The organism is Thermaerobacillus caldiproteolyticus, from assembly GCF_015326725.1.
GTDB classification, from domain to species: Bacteria; Bacillota; Bacilli; order Bacillales; family Anoxybacillaceae; genus Thermaerobacillus; species Thermaerobacillus caldiproteolyticus.
Window position 1 is genome coordinate 1,426,523 of record NZ_CP064060.1, and the last position, 19,861, is coordinate 1,446,383.

The following is a 19,861-nucleotide window of genomic DNA, read 5'->3' on the forward strand; positions in this document are numbered from 1 at the left end:
TCATGCAAATTCCTTCAAGAGCACCACAAATCAGAAATAATAAAAATGATCATAGCGGACAGGAAACACTCATCATTTCCGAGCAAACTTTGCGCGATCATTTTTCTAATTGCAAAGATGTCGCAATTCTTACTTCGACGATTCAACCGGCAAAAACCGCAAGCGGCACACTTACCTTAGCGTTTGTCTATTGTGAGGAGCTGTGTGATACCCAGCTTATGAAACAGGCTATATTTCCAATGTTTCGCGAAATGTGCCGCGAATATCCTTGCCAGTCGGTGGAGGAAATTGAAGCAAATAAACTGATGCCAATGGAGTTGATTGGAAAAGAAGTGCTGATTGATGATCTGAACTATCTTCTCTTTAACGGTGATTTATTAGTCTACTTTCAAGAAGCGGATGTTTTATATTCCCTTACGCTTGCCAATCCGCCGAACCGCAACCCGGAAGAGCCGAACACGGAAGTGTCAATCCGCGGTCCGAAAGACGGTTTTATTGAGGAAATTTCGAAAAACGTCGCACTCATCCGCAAGCGAGTGAAATCTCATAAGCTCTTTTATGAACAATTTATCGTTGGAACAAGAAGTCAAACAAAAGTGGGATTAATGTACATGGATGATATCGCGAACCGCGAAATGATTCATGAGGTAAAAAAAAGAATTTTACATGTAAATATTGATTCCATTACGAGTACCAATCAGTTGGAAGAACTGATTGGCGACAAAAGTTTCTCGCTGTTTCCGTTATTTGCATACACAGGACGGCCGGATTTTGCAGCGAATTGTTTATTAAATGGAAGATTTATCATCTTATTAGACGGTGCTCCTACCGTCATTATTGGTCCAGGAAACTTATTGTTTTTACTGAATACATCGGAAGATACCGTTACATTACCTATCTTCGTCATTTTTCAGAGACTCCTTCGCTTGTTGGGCGTTTCTGTGTCTATTTATTTACCCGGATTTTGGGTCTCCTTATTATCGTTTCATCAAGACGAAATACCATTCACTCTCTTAGCAACCATTGTGCTTTCAAGGCAAGGAGTACCGCTACCTACTCCACTCGAAATGTTTATCATGGTAGGGTTGTTCGAAATTTTTAAAGAAGCGGGCATGCGCTTGCCGTTAGCGATCGGTCAAACATTATCGGTTGTCGGCGGATTGATTATTGGACAATCGGCTGTCAACGCTGGCTTATCGACACCGGGAAGCCTTGTTGTAGCGGCTATTTCCGTAATTGCCACGTTTACATTAGTGAATCAAAACTTATCGGGAACCGTGACATTGTTGCGTTTTATTGTCTTAATCGCTTCTTCTGTACTAGGGTTATTTGGGTTTATCGCTTCTTTATTTTTACTTTTAACATATACAGCAAATTTAACTATATTTGGAATTCCATATCTTACTCCATTCTCTCCACCAACCATGGATATTTTGAAACCCTTAATCCCAAATGGTTGGAAACTATTCAAAAAAAGGGCGGGTTTGGTAAAACCGCAGGACGATACATCGAAGGGGGGAGCGAATTGAAATTCAAAACCGCCTTTCCCCTTATGATCTCTATATTTTTGCTGACAGGGTGCTGGGGAGCACAAAATATTGATCATCTGGTGTATGTTGATTCCATAGGTGTTGATTATAAAGATGATCATTTTATCGTTTATGTTCAGCTCTTTAGCTTCACCGGATTAGCAAAAGTGGAAACTGGAGGTACTCAGGAAAAAACATCCGTTGTCGTTGGAAAAGCCACAGGCGAAACGTTTAATATTGCAACCGATAAGCTGTATACTTCGATTCAACGAAGGGTATCATGGGGGCATGCGAAAAGTATCGTGTTTACAAAAAGAGCGCTGAAGAAAGCAGTACTGCAAGACGTCTTAGATGTTTTAAACCGATATAACGAAATTAGGCATACAATATGGGTTTATGCGACAGATGAGCCATTAAAAAAACTTTTTGAGACAACACCATTTTTGCATACAACCCCATACTATTCTTTATTATCAAATCCTGAAGAGATTTTTAAACAAAGTTCATTTATTCGGCCGATTCGCTTAAATCTTTTTATAGCTGATATCAATGAAGCTTCAAAAACAGCGCGGCTCCCTTATCTCAACATTACTACGCGTAATTGGGAGGAAAATAATAAAGAAAAATCGATGTTAAATTTAAAAGGAATTTGCTTTGTTGATCACTATGAGCTTCAAAAATGCATTGATCGCTCTAAGTTGCTGGGAATCAGGTGGCTTGAAAAAAAAATAAGCAGAACTCCCATTTATGTAAAAAAAGGAAACAAAGTAGTTGCATCTATAAATGTTCTTAATCCTAATTCAAAGATTTCCTACCAAATCAAAGGAAATACTCCTGTATTTAACATAGAGGTATCCGGCAGTGGAAGTGTGCTTGAGTTAAGGGAAAAATTAACAGAAACACAATTAATTCGCTTGGCACAAAAAGCAGTGGAAGATGAAATAAGAAGCCTCTACAAGTTAGGGATAAAATATGATATTGATATCCTTAATCTCTCTGAAGTGATGTATCGCAAAAACTCAGAAGATTGGAAGAAGTTTTCCGAAAACGGAAAGATTCCATTAACAGACGAAAATTTAAAAAAGATTAAAGTAGAAATTTCAATTGATACATCTGGGAAAGAGAAACTAAGATAATAATGTATCTCTATGTTTGTGAAACATATGCTATTTGTAAAAAACCTTTTTATTGCGACCATCATCAAATGGGTTATAATGGAATAAAGAATAAAATGCCTCCCTTCGCTTTCCACGAAGGGGATTTTTTTTGAAAACGATAAGGAGGATGGAGAAACGTGGAAACAAATCTTCAACGTATGACAGGAGTACATACAACGGTATATCCCATTTTAATTGCCATTAGTATTGGTCACTTATTAAACGACTCGATGCAAGCGGTCATTCCTGCCCTGTTTCCGATTTTGGAGAAATCAATGAATTTATCATATACGGCCATCGGATGGATCGCATTTACGTTAAATATGACTTCCTCGGTGATGCAACCGGTTGTCGGCTTTTTTACGGACCGAACCCCTTCTCCTTACTTTCTTCCGCTCGGAATGGCAGCGAGCTTGCTGGGCATGGTAGGGCTTGCGTTTGCACCGCATTTTTTCTTTGTCTTATTATCCGTCTTGTTTGTAGGGTTCGGCTCAGCCATTTTTCATCCGGAAGGATCACGCGTTGTATATTTTGCAGCAGGAGCAAGAAGAGGATTTGCCCAATCCATTTACCAAGTGGGCGGGAATACGGGGAATGCCCTTGCTCCACTATTTACGGCACTGATTTTTGTTCCGTTTGGGCAAAAAGGCGCGGTTTGGTTCACCGTTATTGCTGCTTTTGGTATCGTCCTTTTGTTTCGCGTGTCACGATGGTATTCTAACCGCCTCAAACAATACGGAACCATTCGTAAACAGGCGAAAGCCGACAAAGCAAATCCAAGACAACGCCAAAATATCATCTTCGCTTTGTCGCTATTAATCTTTTTAGTGTTTGCGCGGTCATGGTACTCCGCTGGCATTTCAAACTATTATCAATTTTATTTGATGAAACACTATCATGTGCCGATTCAAGAAGCACAGGTTTATTTGTTTGTATTTATGATCGCCGGAGCAATCGGTACATTTGTAGGCGGACCTCTAGCAGATCGATTTGGAAAACGAAATTTAATGTTATTTTCGACACTCGGCACTGCACCGTTTGCCCTCATGCTTCCGTATCTTCCGCTTGCATGGATACTGCCTGTCGTTTTTCTTGCTGGGTTTATTTTATCATTAAGTTTTTCCACATTTGTCGTGTATGCTCAAGAATTGCTTCCCGGAAATGTCGGTATGGCGTCGGGGCTGATCGTTGGTCTCGCGTTTGGGATGGGGGCGCTTGGGGCTGTTGTTCTTGGAAAAATTGCTGATTTGTATAATTTGAACATTCTTATGATATTGTGCAGCTTTCTTCCGCTGCTCGGAGTACTCACATGGTGGTTACCGAAAGAGAAAGCACTCGTTTCTCAATAGGTAAAAGACTGTCTCCGTGAAGAACAAAGACAGCCTTGTTTCATAACAGCAAAATATTTCAGAGGCGATTTTATTTCGCCTCTTCTACTACTTCAAAATAATCTTTGTAAAAACCACCGACTTTGCCGGTGTTATCGATGATAAAATAAAATTCTTCCGTTTCATTTTTCACTTCATACGTTTTTCCCGGTGTTAACACATGGTCAACGATGTACTTTTCCGCATTCGTATGTACACATTTTACTTTTTTCATGGTTGGACGTTTCAACCAAGTGTGATGAATCATATTTGTCTCCCCTTTTCAGCTATGATGGTCAAAAGGCTCACGCCTGAGCGAAAGAACAATCGCTCCGCCTTAAACTAATCCCATTTTATCGATATTTATGTTTGCAGACAATAGAAAAAGCGAAAAAAGGATGATTTGCTTTGGTAATAAAAGAGAGAATGACACTGATTTTGAAGTGAAAGGAAAGGAGTATTTTTATGTTCGTTTAACAATGTTCACATAATACTGTCGATTGGCGCATCATATAATGATCGATAGAAAAACATCTAAGTGATCGCCAATTCCAACAAGATTTAGAGCAATATAACATGCACAACGCTGTTCATGCGCCGAAAAACTATGCATATCGAGTTGGATATGAATCATCCAGCGGCAACCCTACCGGGGAGCATCGAATCGCCAAAAAACACGGGATTTGCAAGAATAACCAGAATGCCCTAGGAGGTATTCTGGTTTATTCGTTGCGTATTCCTTCGAAAATTACTTTTCTTCCGCACGGTTCAATGATCCGCTCTCCGTTCCTTTCCACTTCATGAAAGATCGGCTCTTCAACACGTCGTATCGGAGCATATCCTTCGTCCTTCATGCGCTGTAGACATTGTTCAATCGTTTCATTCGCCCCTACTTCAAACGTTTTCTTTTTTTTTTTTTATCCATTTCTCCACCGTTCCTTTCTTCCTTACCTATCTATTATAATCACCTATCTGTTTCTAAAAAACAAACCGAACGAAAAATTCGCCCGGTTAACTCAATTTTTTCATCACATATTTTTTATATAGCCCATACAAAATTGATGACTTATACGTTTCTAATTTTTTCAGTTCAACCGGATGACGCCGAATTCCGACGTCCTTCAGTTGCTTCACAAGCCAGCCTTTGGAACCAAAGTGCGCCATGTGAAAAACCCCTTTCCTCTGAACTTGTCCTATATATATGATCGAAATATTCTCGTTAGAACGATAAGAAAAACGGATTGGCTTAATTCAACCAATCCGCTTCTCTACTTATTCATGCTTATGACTTTTTTCTTTTTGTTTCTTTTCATGGGGATGGTGTGGCAGCTTTTCCTTCACTTTTCTCGGTCTTGATGGATACTCTTTTTCACGCTTCTTCTCTTCTTTTTCTTTCTCTCTTTGTTCATAAAATTTCTGTAATTGACGTTTTTCTGTTTTCAGCATGGAGTACGAAAATGATTTTGGCGGTATTCCTTCGAGAGCTTTTTCCATAATTTCACGAAAAATCACCGCTACCGTTTGACTGCTCGTCGTTTGTAAATAATGATGTTCGTCTGTCCGATCATATCCGAGCCATACTGCCCCTACAAGTTGCGGGGTGAATCCGACAAACCACTGATCTTTAACACCGTTGATACTACCAAGCGGAACTTGGGTTGAGCCAGTTTTTCCTGCCAATGCTCTTCCAGGAATATTTGCACGCTTTCCCGTTCCTTCTTTCATAACTCCTTGAAGCATAAACGTCATTTTTTGTGCTGCTTCTTTCGTTGTCACTCGCACTGCGTGTTTCTTCCATTTAGCAATTTCGTTTCCATTTTGATCAATAATTTTTGTAATGATGTGTGCCTCTGTTCGAACTCCTTCATTTGGAAAAACGGAATAGGCTTCGGCCATTTGTAATGGTGACACCCCATGTTGTAGTCCGCCTAAAGCTATTCCTAAATAATGATCTTCTTCTTCAAGAGGAATCCCAAATCGTTGAACAGCGTTTACCCCTTTCTCAAGCCCAATTTGATCAAGAAGCCATACCGCCGGAACGTTGAGGGAATGAACGACAGCCTCATACATCGTCACACGCCCACGATACGTATGATCGTAGTTTTCTGGACGGTAACCGTTAAAGTCCATCGGTTCGTCTTTTAGTTCGTCAAAGATGTGATACCCTTGTTCTAGCGCTGGTGTATATACAGCGAGTGGTTTCATCGTCGAGCCGGGCTGTCGCTTCAATTGAGTCGCCCGGTTAAATCCGCGAAAGACATGCTCACCTCGACCACCAATCAAAGCAGTAATCCCACCCGATCTCGGGTCAAGTAACACCGCCCCGCTTTGAACAAGCTGGTCATTCGTTCCTTTCGGGAAAAGTTCATCGTTTTTGTATACCGCTTCTAATGCTTGTTGCATATGTTGGTCAAGTTCGGTATAAATACGCAATCCCCCAGAAAGCACTTCGCTTTGCGTCAAATGGTATTGATATATTGCCTCATCGATGAGATGGTCGACATAATACGGATATTTTCCTTGATATGGATCCGTCTTTTCTTTTCGCAATACAATTTTTTCTTGTTTCGCACGTAAAAACGTCTTCTCATCGATAAATCCTTGTTCTTTCATTAAACCGAGAACGATATTTCTCCTCGCCATCGCCTTTTCGTAATGTTTGAACGGAGAAAGAGAAGAAGGGGCTTTAATGAGCCCCGCTAATAGCGCTGATTCGCTCACAGTTAAATCAGAAACATCCTTTCCAAAATACGTCTCTGCTGCTTTTTTTACACCCCACGCCCCTTCTCCAAAATAAACTCGATTGACATACATCTCTAAAATATCTTTTTTCGAGTATGTTCGTTCGATCTTTTTGGCGATGAACCATTCTTCCCATTTTCTCCGCAACGTTTTTTCATTCGTTAAAAAGACGTTTTTCGCTAGTTGCTGGGTGATCGTGCTACCGCCTTCGACCCATTCACCTGCTTCGATATTGCGAATGAGCGCACGTAAAATTCCTTGATAATCGATGCCATCATGTTCATAAAAACGGTGATCTTCTGTCGCAACAACCGCTTCTAAAAAATGATTTGGTATGCGATCGATCGATACCGGATCCATCTTTGCCACAGAAATTTTACTAGCCACCTTTCCGTTTCGGTCATAAATCATCGTAGGAGCTGGAAGCGGCTCTGCAAGAGCACCAATATCACGCGTAGCAATATAGAATTGAATTGCAGCAAAACTGCAAACAATCAAAGCAGCCGCAGTCCAAATAATCCACATTTTTCCCTTTTTTCGTTTTTGTTTCTTTCTTTTCAATACTCGACTTTCTTCCAACCGAATCCCCCCTATTCTGTCGCTTTTATACGATTCGATGGCAGCAGCTATTTTTCGTACATAAACAAAAAAACCGCCTTTCATAGGCGGTTCATGAAAGGTGGTTTTTTATTAAGAAGAGGTTATATCATTCTTTTTCCCTTTTAAAAAGAGCGATAAGATTAACGCGAGAAGCGCAAGACCTGTTGCAACAATAAATGAATCGTTAATTCCTTCTACAGTAGAACGTTGTTGAACCATTCCGTACAGAAGTTGCGTAATCACCTGGTCGCTTGGAATCAATTGTTTCAATTGCGCAATCATATCAGTCACGACCGGGTTATTCGTTGTCATTTCGTTTGTATAATTTTCCGCATGGAATTTTGCCCGGTTTGACATGACTGTAACAAGAAATGCTGTTCCTAGCGATGAAGCCACTTGGCGCAACGTATTGGCTGTTGCTGTACCATGGCTATATAGCTGACGCGGCAGCTGGTTCAATCCTGCGGTCATAATCGTCATCGACAGCATAGACATGCCAAACATTCGGAAAATATAGAGCCATAAAATGTGGCGATACGGTGTCTCTAATGTGAGCCGGCTGAATTCCCACGTTGTGATAACGGTAATCGTTAACCCGACAATGGCCAATAAACGCGCACCGATTCGGTCGAAAATCGCTCCCGAAATCGGAGACATAATTGCCATCACAATTGCCCCTGGTAATAGCAATAACCCGGACTCAAGCGGCGTAAAGCCGCGAATGTTTTGTAAATATACTGGAAGCAGTACCATCGCTGCAAACATCGCCATGTTAATGACGCAGCCAATAATCGTTGTCAATGTGAAAGTGTTATATTTGAACACACGTAAGTTCAAAATTGGATTGTCAACAGTTAAACAGCGCCATGTAAATAAAATTAAAAACAATACACCAATAATAATTGATACCGCTACCTCTGTACTGCCCCAGCCGTTACTTCCCGCTTCACTAAAGCCGTATAACACTCCACCGAATCCGATCGTAGAGTAAATCGCTCCACGAACATCCAACGTAGGATTCGCCGTTTTTGGCGTGTTTTTTAACCAAAGAAAAGCAAGGATAATATCGGCAATCGCAATCGGCAGCACGATATAAAAGAGTAAACGCCATGAATAATGTTCGACAATCCAACCGGACAATGTCGGTCCGACCGCCGGCGCAAACATCATTGCAATCCCGACTGTCCCCATCGCCACTCCACGTTTTTCTGGCGGGAAGATGTTCAACATAATAACCATCATTAATTGCATGATAATCCCCGCACCAACGGCTTGAATGAGACGACCGGTTAAAATAACCGCGAACGAAGGGGCAAATGAACAAATGAGAGCACCAGCCGCAAACAGCGTCATCCCCGAAAGGAACAGCTTTTTCGTTGGAAACTTGGCAATTAAAAACGGGCTAATCGGAATTAATACGCCGTTGACTAACATATAGCCAGTCACAAGCCATTGAATCGTCGATGTTTCAACATTAAAATCGCTCATCATATGTGGAAGAGCAACGTTAATTAAGGTTTGATTCAAAATCGCTACGAACGCCCCGAGCATGATGGTGGCAACGACTTTTATACGGCTGCTGCCAATATTCATCATTCCTCCTTGATTTGGAGGCGGTGCTGCTTGAGACTCTTCATCTATCGGTTGAACACGTTCAGCCGTTTCTGCTTCTTCGCGCAGGACGGGTGCGTTTCTTCTTTTTCTTATTGCGTAATTCAGTACAACAAGAACAAGAATTGAAAAAACAATATACGCGGTTAAAAATGTTGACATACCGATCACCTACTTGTGAATGCGAACGGTGACGTTCATTCCTGGTACTAACCCCGCCCCGTTATAATTGTCAATGGAAATCGTAATCGGAATAACTTGGGTCACTTTCGTATAGTTTCCTGTATTATTGGAGCTTGGAAGTAAACTAAATGTATTCGCTGTCGCAAATCCAAGCTTTTCAACCTTTCCTGTAAATTTGCGATCTGGATAAGCATCGACGTAAATATCGACATCTTGACCGACTTTCACATCTTCAATTTTAGTTTCCTCAATGTTTGCTGTAACCCATAAATCATCTAAATCGTAGCCACGTGCCAAAGACATACCCGCGGCGACAACAGAGTTTGTAACAGTATTTTGTTGGACGATGGTTGTATGGTGAGGAACCGTAATTGGAACAGTATGTTCCCCGTCAGACACTTCCCCAATTTTATCACCGCTGTCAAATGTTTTTCCTACATCACCAGACCAACTAATAAGTTTTCCAGAAATCGGTGACGAAATCGTAATCGCCTGCCCATCGATTCGAGCATTATCTGTTTTAATATAGTTCGTTGTTTCATTAACATAATAATAAGCGGCGAATCCACCTGCCACTAATAAGATAAGCACAATGATATTTAAGGTAATCAAACGTCTTACGTTCACGTCCTATTCCTCCCCTAGTAAAATGTCTTTAATGGTTTGGTGAATCGATAATAACTTCTCAATATCAGCGGCTTCTATTTCATTTTCTATTTTTCGTAACCGCTGTACGAGAACGGATTCATGATTGAAGGCTTCTATTAGCTTTTCTCTTCCTTTTTCGGTTAAACGAAGCGTGACAGCACGTCGGTCCTCTCTAGATGTTTCCCGCATGACTAGCCCGGCACTGACAAGCCGATCAATGGTCCCACTAACAGTGCTATTACTCATGTTTAATTTCTCAGCTAAATCATTTAACCGAATATTCTCTTTTTTAAACAATGTGTATAGAACGATGAGTTGTACTTCCGTAATTCCGACTCTAGTCGCATCTTCACGAACGAGCCGGTACAGCGCCTTCTGAATCCGAAACACGGAATACATGATTTCGCGTCCAGCTTTCTCCACGATCCTCCCCCCTTTTTATTTTCATTACAAATAGTTCTTATGCGAATTATTCCTACACGAATTATGATTATAACACGTTTGTAAGAGAAATCAACAATATTGCTCCAACAAATCAGAAAAACATGTTTACAAAAAGAAAAAAGCCGATCTCTATCTGTAGAGATCGGCTTTTCATTACAATGAAAGTGCCGCGATTTGCCGTTGTTTGAATGGAGTTTCTCAACCACACTCCACTAGGTGGGTGTTCGCAGAAACGTTCTTGTCGTCCTCTGCCATCATCAATGGGAGGCATGACATTCCCGTTTCGATATAGAACTCCCTCTTTACAGCCATCGGTTGAAACTTCATTCGTTCACGTACAACGCAGCAGGTAATCACTATAATACTTAATTTTTTGCTTTTTTGCAAGAGGGTTAGTTTAATACGCGTCTAGTTTCACGTTATCGTCGATGAATAAGGACGGCTCTGTGGAGGCTTTAACCTCTTCGATCGTATAGCCTTTCGCTACTTCGACCAATTTTAAGCCGTTGTCGGTAACATCGATGACAGCACGGTCAGTAATAATACGATGCACGACTTGTCGCCCCGTTAATGGAAGTTTGCACTGTTTTAAAATTTTCGGTTCACCGTTTTTGTTGACATGTTCCATAATGACAATAATTTTTCTTGCGCCATGAACGAGGTCCATCGCTCCGCCCATGCCTTTAATCATTTTCCCAGGAATCATCCAGTTCGCAAGGTCTCCTTTTTCGGATACTTCCATGCCTCCTAAAATGGCGACATCAATATGACCGCCGCGAATCATCGCAAACGACTCGGCGCTGTCAAAAAACGCCGCCCCTTTAATGGCAGTAACCGTTTCTTTTCCAGCGTTAATTAAGTCCGGATCGACTTCTTCTTGCGTCGGATAAGGACCGATTCCTAACAGTCCATTTTCTGACTGCAAAACGACTTGTTTCTCTGGAGAAATGAAGTTTGCGACTAACGTTGGCATGCCGATGCCCAAATTGACATAATATCCGTTTTGAATTTCTTTTTCTGCTCTTCTTGCAATTTTTTCACGAATACTCATCACGCTCACCCCCGTACCGTTAATCGTTCGATTCGTTTTTCTTGCTTGCCGACAATGAGGCGTTGCACGTAAATGCTTGGGGTATGGATGTGATCCGGATCAAGCTCACCGATGTCGACGAGCTCTTCTACTTCGGCAATCGTGACTTTTCCAGCAGCGGCAATCATCGGATTAAAATTTCTCGCCGTTTTTCGGTAGACTAAATTTCCCATTTTATCTGCTTTCCAGGCACGAATGAGGCTAAAATCCGCTGTCACCGCTTCCTCTAACAAATATTCACGTCCATGGAACACGCGCGTTTCTTTTCCTTTGGCAACCGGTGTGCCGACTCCAGCAGGGGTATAAAACGCAGGAATTCCTGCGCCGCCCGCTCGAATTTTTTCTGCTAATGTTCCCTGAGGAATGAGCTCTACTTCGATCTCTCCAGAGAGAACTTGCCGTTCAAATTCTTTGTTTTCCCCGACATAGGAGCCAATCATTTTTTTGATTTGCCTGTTTTTTAATAAAATGCCGAGTCCCCAATCATCAATGCCGCAGTTGTTTGAAATAACGGTTAAGTTTTTCACCCCCGTTTCCGCAAGCGCGAGAATTAGATTTTCTGGAATCCCGCATAAGCCAAAGCCGCCGACCATGATGGTCATACCGTCTTGAATATCCTTCACTGCCTCTACAAAATCGGTGTAGACTGGTTTCATGGTTTCCTCTTCACCCCTTTTTGTTTTTACACCGGATAAACGCCGTGCTTTCTCTCTGAAAATGTCATATATTTCGACATGTACGCGTCAAATCGACGAATAAGTTCATCACGAAGCGCATTCGGAGCGATGATACCGTCGATCACCATTTCCGAAGCGAGACGGTAAATGTCGATATCGCGGCGATATTCCTCCCGTTTTTGTTCGATAAAGGCGGCACGCTCCTCTTCAGGTAACTCGGCAATTTTATTCGCATAGACCGCATTGACAGCCGCTTCCGGTCCCATCACAGCAATTTGTGCGTTCGGAAACGCTAAGCAGCAATCCGGTTCAAACGCCGGTCCCGCCATCGCATAAAGCCCTGCACCATACGCTTTTCGCACAATGACAGAAATTTTCGGAACGGTGGCTTCTGACATCGCCGAAATCATTTTTGCACCATGACGAATAATGCCAGCGCGCTCTACTTTCGTGCCGATCATAAATCCCGGAATGTCCGCTAAGAATAGAAGCGGAATATTGAATGCGTCGCAAAGGGTAATGAATTTCGCTGCTTTATCAGCGGAATCGTGAAATAACACACCGCCTTTGGCGCGCGGCTGATTCGCGACAATGCCAATCGGCTGCCCATTGATGCGTGCAATCCCTGTAATTAATTCAGGGGCAAATAGCTTTTTAATTTCGCAAAACGATCCTTCGTCGATAATACGATCAATGAGGTCATACATATTAAATGGTGCATTTTGGTTGGCTGGAAGAATATCTTCAATGGTTTTTTCAAACTCTTTTGGCGGCTTTGCCTCAGCAATCGGTGGCTTTTCACTGAAATTGGCTGGAAAATAAGATAAATAGCGGCGCGCAAAGGCAATCGCTTCTTCTTCGTTTTTGACAAGCACATCTCCGCATCCTGATACAGTACAATGCATGCGCGCACCGCCCATTTCTTCAAGCGTCACTTTTTCACCAATTACCATTTCCGCCATTCTCGGCGAACCTAAATACATCGAAGCGTTCCCTTCTACCATGATGACAATATCGCAAAATGCCGGGATGTAGGCACCACCTGCCGCAGATGGTCCGAATAACAAGCAAATTTGGGGTACTTTTCCTGACAGCTTGACTTGATTGTAAAAAATGCGACCGGCTCCGCGGCGGCCCGGGAACATTTCGATTTGGTCAGTGATGCGCGCGCCGGCGGAGTCCACCAAATATAAGATAGGGCAGCGAAGTTTTTCCGCTGTTTCTTGAATTCGAATGATTTTTTCGACCGTCCGTGCTCCCCATGATCCGGCTTTTACGGTAGAATCATTGGCCATCACACAAACCGTCTGACCGTTGATTTTCCCAACTCCAGTGACGACACCGTCGGCAGGGAGCCCTTCTGCAAGACAATTGGCAAATAGCGCATCTTCAAATTGCATTCCATCGTCAAATAATAATTTAAGTCGGTCACGAACGAACAGTTTTCCTTGTTCTGCATTTTTTTGATGGTATTTGGCAGCGCCGCCTTGTTCGATTTTTTTGATTTGTTCTTCTAATTTTTCAGTGAGCGTTTGCTTTTGTTGATTGATGACATCATTCGTTTGCATATTTCGTTCCCCCTATTCCCCTTTGTAGACGGGTTTTCGTTTTTCTTTGAATGCCTGTAATCCTTCGAGTCGATCTTTTGTTGGAATGGTGATGTCATATGCCATTTGTTCAATTTTCAACCCTGTATATAAGTCAACATCAAGGCCACGGTTGATAGCGAGTTTCGCCTGCATAAGGGCAATCGGTGCATTTTGTGCCATTTGTTTTGCAAGTTCAACCGCCTTTTCGAGCACTTGTTCACGCGGTATGACATATTCCACAAGCCCGAGTTGTTCCGCTTCTCGCGCAGTAATTCGTTTCGCAGTAAAAATAAGTTCTTTTGCTTTCCCTTTTCCAATTAAGCGAGGGAGCCGTTGTGTTCCGCCGGCACCCGGAATGATGCCGAGTGAAGTTTCCGTAAGTCCGAGTTGAGCGGTATCGGCAGCAATGCGGATATCACACGCCAAGGCAAGTTCAAGTCCTCCGCCAAACGCGGAACCATTCATCGCACAAATGACAGGCTGTGGAAGCTGTTCGAATTGATTAACCGTTTCGCGAATGAGCGCAACGGTTTTCCGCACTTCCGTTTCATTCATGCCAGCGCGCTCTTTTAAGTCAGCTCCGGCGCAAAAAGCTTTTTCCCCGGCTCCTGTGACGATGACAGTACGAATCGAACGTTGAAATGCAAGATGATGAAGCAACTGTTGCAAGTCTTTTAGCAACGCAATTGACAATGCATTTGCTGTCTCGGGCCGATTCAGGGTAATAAGAGCAATACCATGGTCAAGTGACGAATAAAGGACTTGTTCGGACATAAGAAGAGATGCCTCCTTTTTTGACAAAATAGAACGCTAGCACGGCGGTACATCGACCGTTTGTAAATAATGGCTAGGAAGCGGGCGCCCGATTTTGCTTTGAATGAATAATGCAGCTTCGGTTAATCGCTCAACATGAAGGCCCGTCGAAATTCCCATACCTTGAAGCATATACACTAAATCATCGGTCGCGACATTTCCCGACGCACCTGGGGCGTACGGACATCCGCCTAAGCCGCCAAGCGAGCTGTCAAATGTGGTCATGCCCATTTCTAATGAAGCAAGCACATTCGCAAGCGCTGTACCGCGCGTGTCATGAAAATGCATGGCAAGTTTTTCTTTCGGGAATCGCTTTAGCAGTTGCTCAAGTATCTCTTGTACTTGGCGTGGAGTCGCAACCCCTATCGTATCGCCTAGAGACAGTTCATCAATCCCCATTTCAAACAGCTTTTCCGAAACATTAATGACTTGATCAACAGAAATGACTCCTTCATACGGACAACCGAAAACGGTTGAGACGTAGCCCCGCACTGTTTTCCCTTCCTGTTTTGCCACCTTGACCACTTCCTTGAGCACCGGAAATGTGTCTTCTATTGATTTATTAATATTTTTTCGATTATGTGTTTCACTCGCCGACATAAACACCGATACTTCATTCACTTGAGCAGTTAATGCCTTTTCTAATCCCTTCATATTCGGGACAAGCGCAGCGTATGTGACGCCGGGGACTCGTTCAATCCTTGTCGCTACTTCTAATGCATCAGCGAGTTGCGGAATCCATTTCGGATGAACAAACGACGTGATTTCAATATAGGTCAATCCTGTTTTTGATAATTGGTTAATCCATGTAATTTTATCTTCCGTCGCAATGGTGGTTTCTTCATTTTGTAATCCATCGCGAGGGCCGACTTCCTTTATCGTGACACGTTGTGGCCATTTGCTCATGCGCGTTTCACCTCTTACTCAAGCTCAAGTAGCACATCGCCCTCATTGACGAAGTCACCTTCTTGTACACGAATGTCTTTCACTGTTCCTGATGTTTCTGCGGCAATCGGGATTTCCATTTTCATCGATTCTAAAATCACAACATCTTGCCCTTCTTCTACTTGTTCTCCAACAGACACAACAATTTTCCATACGTTTCCTGCCATCGTTGCCACTACTTGGCTCATTGCTTTTCTTCCTCCATTTCTTCTTATTTTGTTGTCGCTTTATGCAAATGTAGTTCGACAAAATTCGTCGTTGTTTGTCCGGCTTGAAAAGCGGGATGGGATACGACTTCCTTTAACATTGGAATATTTGTTTTAATGCCTTCAATTTGGTAGTGTTCAAGAGCTTGCAACATACGAGTCATTGCTTCTTGGCGAGTTTGTCCTTTTGTAATGAGTTTGGCAATCATTGGATCATAAAAAGGAGTTACTGTCATTCCGCTCGTTACCGCCGTTTCATTGCGAATATTCTCTCCTTCCGGCGCCTGAAAGAGCGTAATTTTTCCCGGGGATGGGAAAAACGTTTTGGGATCTTCAGCATAAATGCGCACTTCGATCGCATGACCGTCCTGCTGAATTTCGTCTTGTGTATAACGAAGCCTTTCACCAGCAGCAATACGCAATTGTTCTTCGACTAAGTCAAGGCCTGTAATCTCTTCCGTAACTGGATGTTCAACTTGAAGCCTTGTATTCATTTCGAGAAAATAGAAGTTTTTTTGTTCATCGACGAGAAACTCAATCGTGCCCGCATTCGTATAGCCGATATGTTTTGCCGCCCGTATGGCCGTTTCTCCCATTTTCCGCCGCGTTTGTTCATCTAAAAACGGTGATGGGGCTTCTTCAACTACTTTTTGATGGCGCCGCTGAATTGAGCATTCTCGTTCCCATAAATAAATGCAATGGCCATGTTGATCAGCAAGTAGCTGGATTTCGATATGCCGTGGATTTTCAATGTATTTTTCCAGATACATCGCTCCATCGCCGAAAAAGGAGGCGGCTCGCTTTTGGTTTCCTTCAAACGCCTTTCGCAACTCTCCTTCGCTTTTTACGATCTGCATGCCGATGCCACCGCCGCCTGCCGACGCTTTTAACATGATCGGATACCCGATTGTTTCCGCTGTTTTTACCGCCTCATCGGCATCGTTAAGTGGAAACGAGATGCCAGGAACGATCGGCACGCCGGCTTCTGCCATTGTTTTTCGCGATTCAATTTTGCTGCCCATTTTTGCAATGACATCGGCACTCGGTCCAATAAAGACAATGCCTTCTTCTTCACAGCGTCGAGCAAACGTCGGATTTTCTGATAACAATCCATACCCCGGATGAATCGCTTCTACTTTTGTTTTTTTCGCGACTTCAATGATTTTTTCGATATTTAAGTAGCTCTCGCTGACACGTGGCTTGCCGATAAGATATGCTTCATCTGCCCATTTGACGTGAAGCGAATCCGCGTCTGCTTCCGAATAAACGGCGACAGTTTGAATTCCTAGTCTTTTGCACGTCCGAATAATGCGTACGGCGATTTCTCCACGATTGGCGATTAACATTTTCGAAAACATACAATCCCCCCTATTCCTTTATGTGGTAAGACCGAGAAGTTGTTTCGCTTGTTCTCGCAACTTAAATTTTTGAATTTTCCCAGATGCTGTCATCGGATACGAAGTAGTAAACTCGATGTAACGAGGAATTTTATGGCGTGAAATCTTCCCTCTACAAAACTCGCGAATTTCCTCGGCTGTGGCCGTTTGCCCTTCCTTCAAAATAATCCATGCCATTACTTCTTCTCCGTATTTTTTATCTGGCACACCGACAACTTGAACGTCTAAAATTTTCGGATGTTGATATAAAAACTCTTCAATTTCACGCGGATAAATGTTTTCACCGCCGCGAATAATCATATCTTTCAGCCGTCCGGTAATGCGGAAGTAACCGTTTTCATCCATCACCGCTAAATCGCCAGTATGCAACCATCCGTCCTCATCAATCACTTCTTTGGTTGCCTCCGGATTGTTGTAATAGCCTTTCATCACGTGGTAGCCGCGCGTACAAAGCTCTCCTTGCACGCCGCGTGGCACTTCTTTGTTCGTCCCCGGCTCAACAATTTTCACTTCCACATTTGGATGCGCACGCCCCACTGTTTCGACACGCAAATGAATCGGATCATCTGTTCGTGTCTGCGTAATAACCGGTGAGGATTCCGTTTGACCGTATGCAATTGTAATTTCTTTGGCTCCCATTTTTTCGATGACAGCTTTCATCACTTCAATGGGGCAGCTGGACCCAGCCATAATTCCTGTGCGTAGTGATGATAAATCGTACTTATCAAAATCCGGATCGTTCAATTCAGCAATAAACATCGTCGGTACACCGTGTAACGCCGTACATTTTTCATCCTGAACGGTGCGAAGTACTTGTTTGGCGTTGAATTCTTGAAGTGGTACCATCGTTGCTCCTACTGAGACACAGGCTAATGTGCCAAGCACGCAACCGAAACAATGGAAAAATGGAACTGGAATGCATAGCCGATCATCTTTGGTGAGTTTCATGCATTGCGCAATATTGTAGGCATTGTTTACAATGTTATAGTGGCTTAACATGACTCCTTTTGGAAATCCTGTTGTTCCTGAGGTGTATTGCATGTTGATGACATCATGCGGGTCAAGGGAGTTCATTCGCTCGTTTAACTGCTCTTCTGTCACATCGTGAGCCATGGAGAGGATATCGTACCATGAATAAGTGCCGGGATACCGAGTGTTGCTAAGAACGATGACATTTTTGAGTTTAGGCAGTCGCTTTGCTTTCAGTTGACCCGGCTCGCATTCGCGAAGTTCAGGGGCAATCTCATAAATCATTTCAATGTAAGAAGAATCGCGATATTGTTCAATAAGAAGAAGCGTCGTTGAATCTGACTGTTTTAATAAATACTCAAGTTCTGCTGTGCGATAATTCGTGTTCACCGTAACAAGAACGGCTCCCATTTTTCCTGTGGCAAATTGACAAGCGAGCCATTCCGGTATATTCGTCGCCCAAATCGCGATATGTTCCCCTGCTTCAATGCCAAGTTTCATGAACCCGCGCGCGACAAGCCGACAATAATCATCAAATTGTTTGTATGTCATTCTTAATCCTCGATCGGCATACACAACTGCTTCATGTTCAGGATGTAGTTTCGCTTTTTCTTCTAACAGCTTCCCCATCGTAATGTGCAGCATAAAAATCCTCCTCTCCTTTGTACAAGTCTATTTAAACATTATGCACTTATCCTAACATTTAGCATCCTAATTGCCGGGCGATGACAAGCCGTTGAATCTCGGATGTACCCTCGCCGATTTCCATCAGTTTAATGTCTCGTAAATGGCGCTCAACTCCATACTCTTTCATATATCCATAGCCGCCGTGAATTTGAATCGCTTGATTGCAAACACGGAATCCCGTTTCTGACGCAAACAGCTTGGCGAAAGAAGCTTCTTTTGTAAACGGTTTTCCTTGATCTTTCAGCCATGCTGCTTTATAGACCATATTGCGGGCTAATTCAATTTCCATCGCCATATCGGCAAGTTTAAATTGAATCGCTTGGAATTTGGAAATGGATTGACCAAATTGCGTGCGTTCTTTTGCATATTTAAGAGCTTTTTCAAACGCCGCTTGTGCAATACCAACCGCAAGTGCTGCAATTGAAATGCGCCCTCCGTCAAGGGTGTATAAAAACTGCTTGAATCCTTTCGTTGGATCGCCTAATACATTTTCTTTTGGCACACGTACATTCTCAAGGACAAGCTCACATGTATTTGAGGCGCGCACCCCCATTTTGTCGTAGTTACATCGGATCATAAAGCCAGAAGCGTCCGTTGGAACAATGATGGCGGAAATAATATTTTTTCCTCTGTCGTCTTTTCCAGTTACCGCTGTAATAATGACTTGTCTTGCATATCCAGCGTTCGTAATCCAACATTTTTCTCCGTTAATGATGTATTCGTCTCCGTCAAGCACCGCTTTTGTTCGTGTCCCTCCAGCATCCGAACCAGCATTAGGCTCAGTCAATCCAAACGCTCCCAGCGTTTCTCCTTTTGCCATCGGAACAAGCCATTGCTGCTTTTGCTCTTCGGTGCCAAAATAGTAAATCGGACTTGCCCCTAAGGAAACGGCAGCGGCATAGCTAAGTCCTGTGCCCCCGCAAGCGCGACCAATCTCTTCAACAGCGATTGCATATGAAATCGTGTCTCCTCCAGCCCCACCATACTGTTCTGGAAACGGAATACCTAGAATCCCTAACTCCCCCATCTTTTTGAATATTTCAACAGGAAAACACGCTGTTTCATCCCATTTTGCTGCATTGGGCTCAATTTCCTTCTCAGCAAACTCTCTGACCATTTCTTTAATCATTTGCTGTTCTTTCGTTAATTCAAAATTCATCTTCTCTCCCCCATTCATTCAACTATGATGTATTTGAACCGACTAGTC

General features: G+C 42.9%; 18 protein-coding genes, 1 other RNA gene and 1 pseudogene. 3 read left to right on the plus strand and 17 right to left on the minus strand.

Annotated elements, in window-relative coordinates; genetic code table 11:
* The first annotated feature begins 2 nt into the window (after positions 1-2).
* The 3 genes from ISX45_RS06915 (at position 3) to ISX45_RS06925 (ending at position 4,035) form a co-directional block, all read left to right on the plus strand.
* A complete protein-coding gene (locus ISX45_RS06915) occupies positions 3-1,529 on the plus strand; it encodes a spore germination protein (RefSeq protein ID WP_194520354.1) in 1,527 nt (508 codons plus the stop codon).
* On the plus strand, positions 1,526-2,665 hold the full coding sequence (locus tag ISX45_RS06920; protein ID WP_194520355.1) for a Ger(x)C family spore germination protein: 1,140 nt from the start codon (positions 1,526-1,528) through the stop codon (positions 2,663-2,665). The genes ISX45_RS06915 and ISX45_RS06920 overlap by 4 nt, the downstream gene beginning before the upstream one ends.
* Before the next feature lie 179 nt (positions 2,666-2,844).
* Positions 2,845-4,035, plus strand: a complete 1,191-nt coding sequence (locus ISX45_RS06925; RefSeq protein ID WP_220129503.1) for an MFS transporter — start codon at positions 2,845-2,847, stop codon at positions 4,033-4,035.
* Between the two features lie 70 nt (positions 4,036-4,105).
* Here the strand turns inward: ISX45_RS06925 and ISX45_RS06930 are convergent, their stop codons facing one another.
* The 17 genes and pseudogenes from ISX45_RS06930 to ISX45_RS07010 form a co-directional block, all read right to left on the minus strand.
* The gene (locus ISX45_RS06930) at positions 4,106-4,321 is read right to left on the minus strand and encodes a DUF6501 family protein (protein ID WP_181556182.1); all 216 of its coding nucleotides are present in this window, start codon (positions 4,319-4,321) and stop codon (positions 4,106-4,108) included.
* 454 nt (positions 4,322-4,775) lie between these two features.
* Positions 4,776-4,961 (minus strand): annotated as a pseudogene (locus ISX45_RS06935) (NETI motif-containing protein); the annotation flags it as partial.
* Between the two features lie 103 nt (positions 4,962-5,064).
* The gene (locus ISX45_RS06940; protein ID WP_181556184.1) at positions 5,065-5,217 is read right to left on the minus strand and encodes a DUF2639 domain-containing protein; all 153 of its coding nucleotides are present in this window, start codon (positions 5,215-5,217) and stop codon (positions 5,065-5,067) included.
* 108 nt (positions 5,218-5,325) lie between these two features.
* Positions 5,326-7,320, minus strand: coding sequence for a transglycosylase domain-containing protein (locus tag ISX45_RS06945; RefSeq protein WP_194520638.1), 1,995 nt, complete (start codon positions 7,318-7,320; stop codon positions 5,326-5,328).
* 165 nt (positions 7,321-7,485) lie between these two features.
* Positions 7,486-9,168 (minus strand): DHA2 family efflux MFS transporter permease subunit, encoded by a 1,683-nt coding sequence (locus ISX45_RS06950; RefSeq protein WP_194520356.1) that lies wholly within the window; start codon positions 9,166-9,168, stop codon positions 7,486-7,488.
* A gap of 9 nt (positions 9,169-9,177) precedes the next feature.
* Positions 9,178-9,816 carry an HlyD family secretion protein gene (locus ISX45_RS06955; protein WP_194520357.1) on the minus strand — a complete coding sequence of 213 codons (639 nt, stop codon included), beginning with the start codon at positions 9,814-9,816 and terminating at the stop codon, positions 9,178-9,180.
* Positions 9,817-9,819: 3 nt separating this feature from the next.
* Positions 9,820-10,260, minus strand: a complete 441-nt coding sequence (locus ISX45_RS06960) for a MarR family winged helix-turn-helix transcriptional regulator (protein ID WP_181556187.1) — start codon at positions 10,258-10,260, stop codon at positions 9,820-9,822.
* A 181-nt stretch (positions 10,261-10,441) separates the two neighbouring features.
* A non-coding RNA gene (gene ssrS, locus ISX45_RS06965) (6S RNA) lies at positions 10,442-10,633 on the minus strand.
* 45 nt (positions 10,634-10,678) lie between these two features.
* Positions 10,679-11,332 carry a CoA transferase subunit B gene (locus tag ISX45_RS06970; protein WP_194520358.1) on the minus strand — a complete coding sequence of 218 codons (654 nt, stop codon included), beginning with the start codon at positions 11,330-11,332 and terminating at the stop codon, positions 10,679-10,681.
* A 5-nt stretch (positions 11,333-11,337) separates the two neighbouring features.
* A complete protein-coding gene (locus ISX45_RS06975; protein ID WP_194520359.1) occupies positions 11,338-12,027 on the minus strand; it encodes a CoA transferase subunit A in 690 nt (229 codons plus the stop codon).
* A 26-nt stretch (positions 12,028-12,053) separates the two neighbouring features.
* Entirely contained in the window at positions 12,054-13,616 is a 1,563-nt protein-coding gene (locus ISX45_RS06980; RefSeq protein ID WP_194520360.1) for an acyl-CoA carboxylase subunit beta, read from the minus strand.
* A gap of 12 nt (positions 13,617-13,628) precedes the next feature.
* A complete protein-coding gene (locus tag ISX45_RS06985) occupies positions 13,629-14,411 on the minus strand; it encodes an enoyl-CoA hydratase (RefSeq protein WP_181556191.1) in 783 nt (260 codons plus the stop codon).
* A 36-nt stretch (positions 14,412-14,447) separates the two neighbouring features.
* Complete coding sequence (locus ISX45_RS06990; protein ID WP_181556192.1) at positions 14,448-15,356, minus strand: hydroxymethylglutaryl-CoA lyase; 909 nt, start codon at positions 15,354-15,356, stop codon at positions 14,448-14,450.
* 14 nt (positions 15,357-15,370) lie between these two features.
* Positions 15,371-15,583 (minus strand): acetyl-CoA carboxylase biotin carboxyl carrier protein subunit, encoded by a 213-nt coding sequence (locus ISX45_RS06995; protein WP_181556193.1) that lies wholly within the window; start codon positions 15,581-15,583, stop codon positions 15,371-15,373.
* Between the two features lie 23 nt (positions 15,584-15,606).
* Positions 15,607-16,959: an acetyl-CoA carboxylase biotin carboxylase subunit gene (gene accC / locus ISX45_RS07000; protein WP_194520361.1), complete on the minus strand. Its 1,353-nt coding sequence runs from the start codon at positions 16,957-16,959 to the stop codon at positions 15,607-15,609.
* A gap of 18 nt (positions 16,960-16,977) precedes the next feature.
* Positions 16,978-18,612: an AMP-binding protein gene (locus tag ISX45_RS07005; protein ID WP_194520362.1), complete on the minus strand. Its 1,635-nt coding sequence runs from the start codon at positions 18,610-18,612 to the stop codon at positions 16,978-16,980.
* Between the two features lie 58 nt (positions 18,613-18,670).
* Positions 18,671-19,813 (minus strand): acyl-CoA dehydrogenase, encoded by a 1,143-nt coding sequence (locus ISX45_RS07010; protein WP_194520363.1) that lies wholly within the window; start codon positions 19,811-19,813, stop codon positions 18,671-18,673.
* Positions 19,814-19,861: the final 48 nt, after the last annotated feature.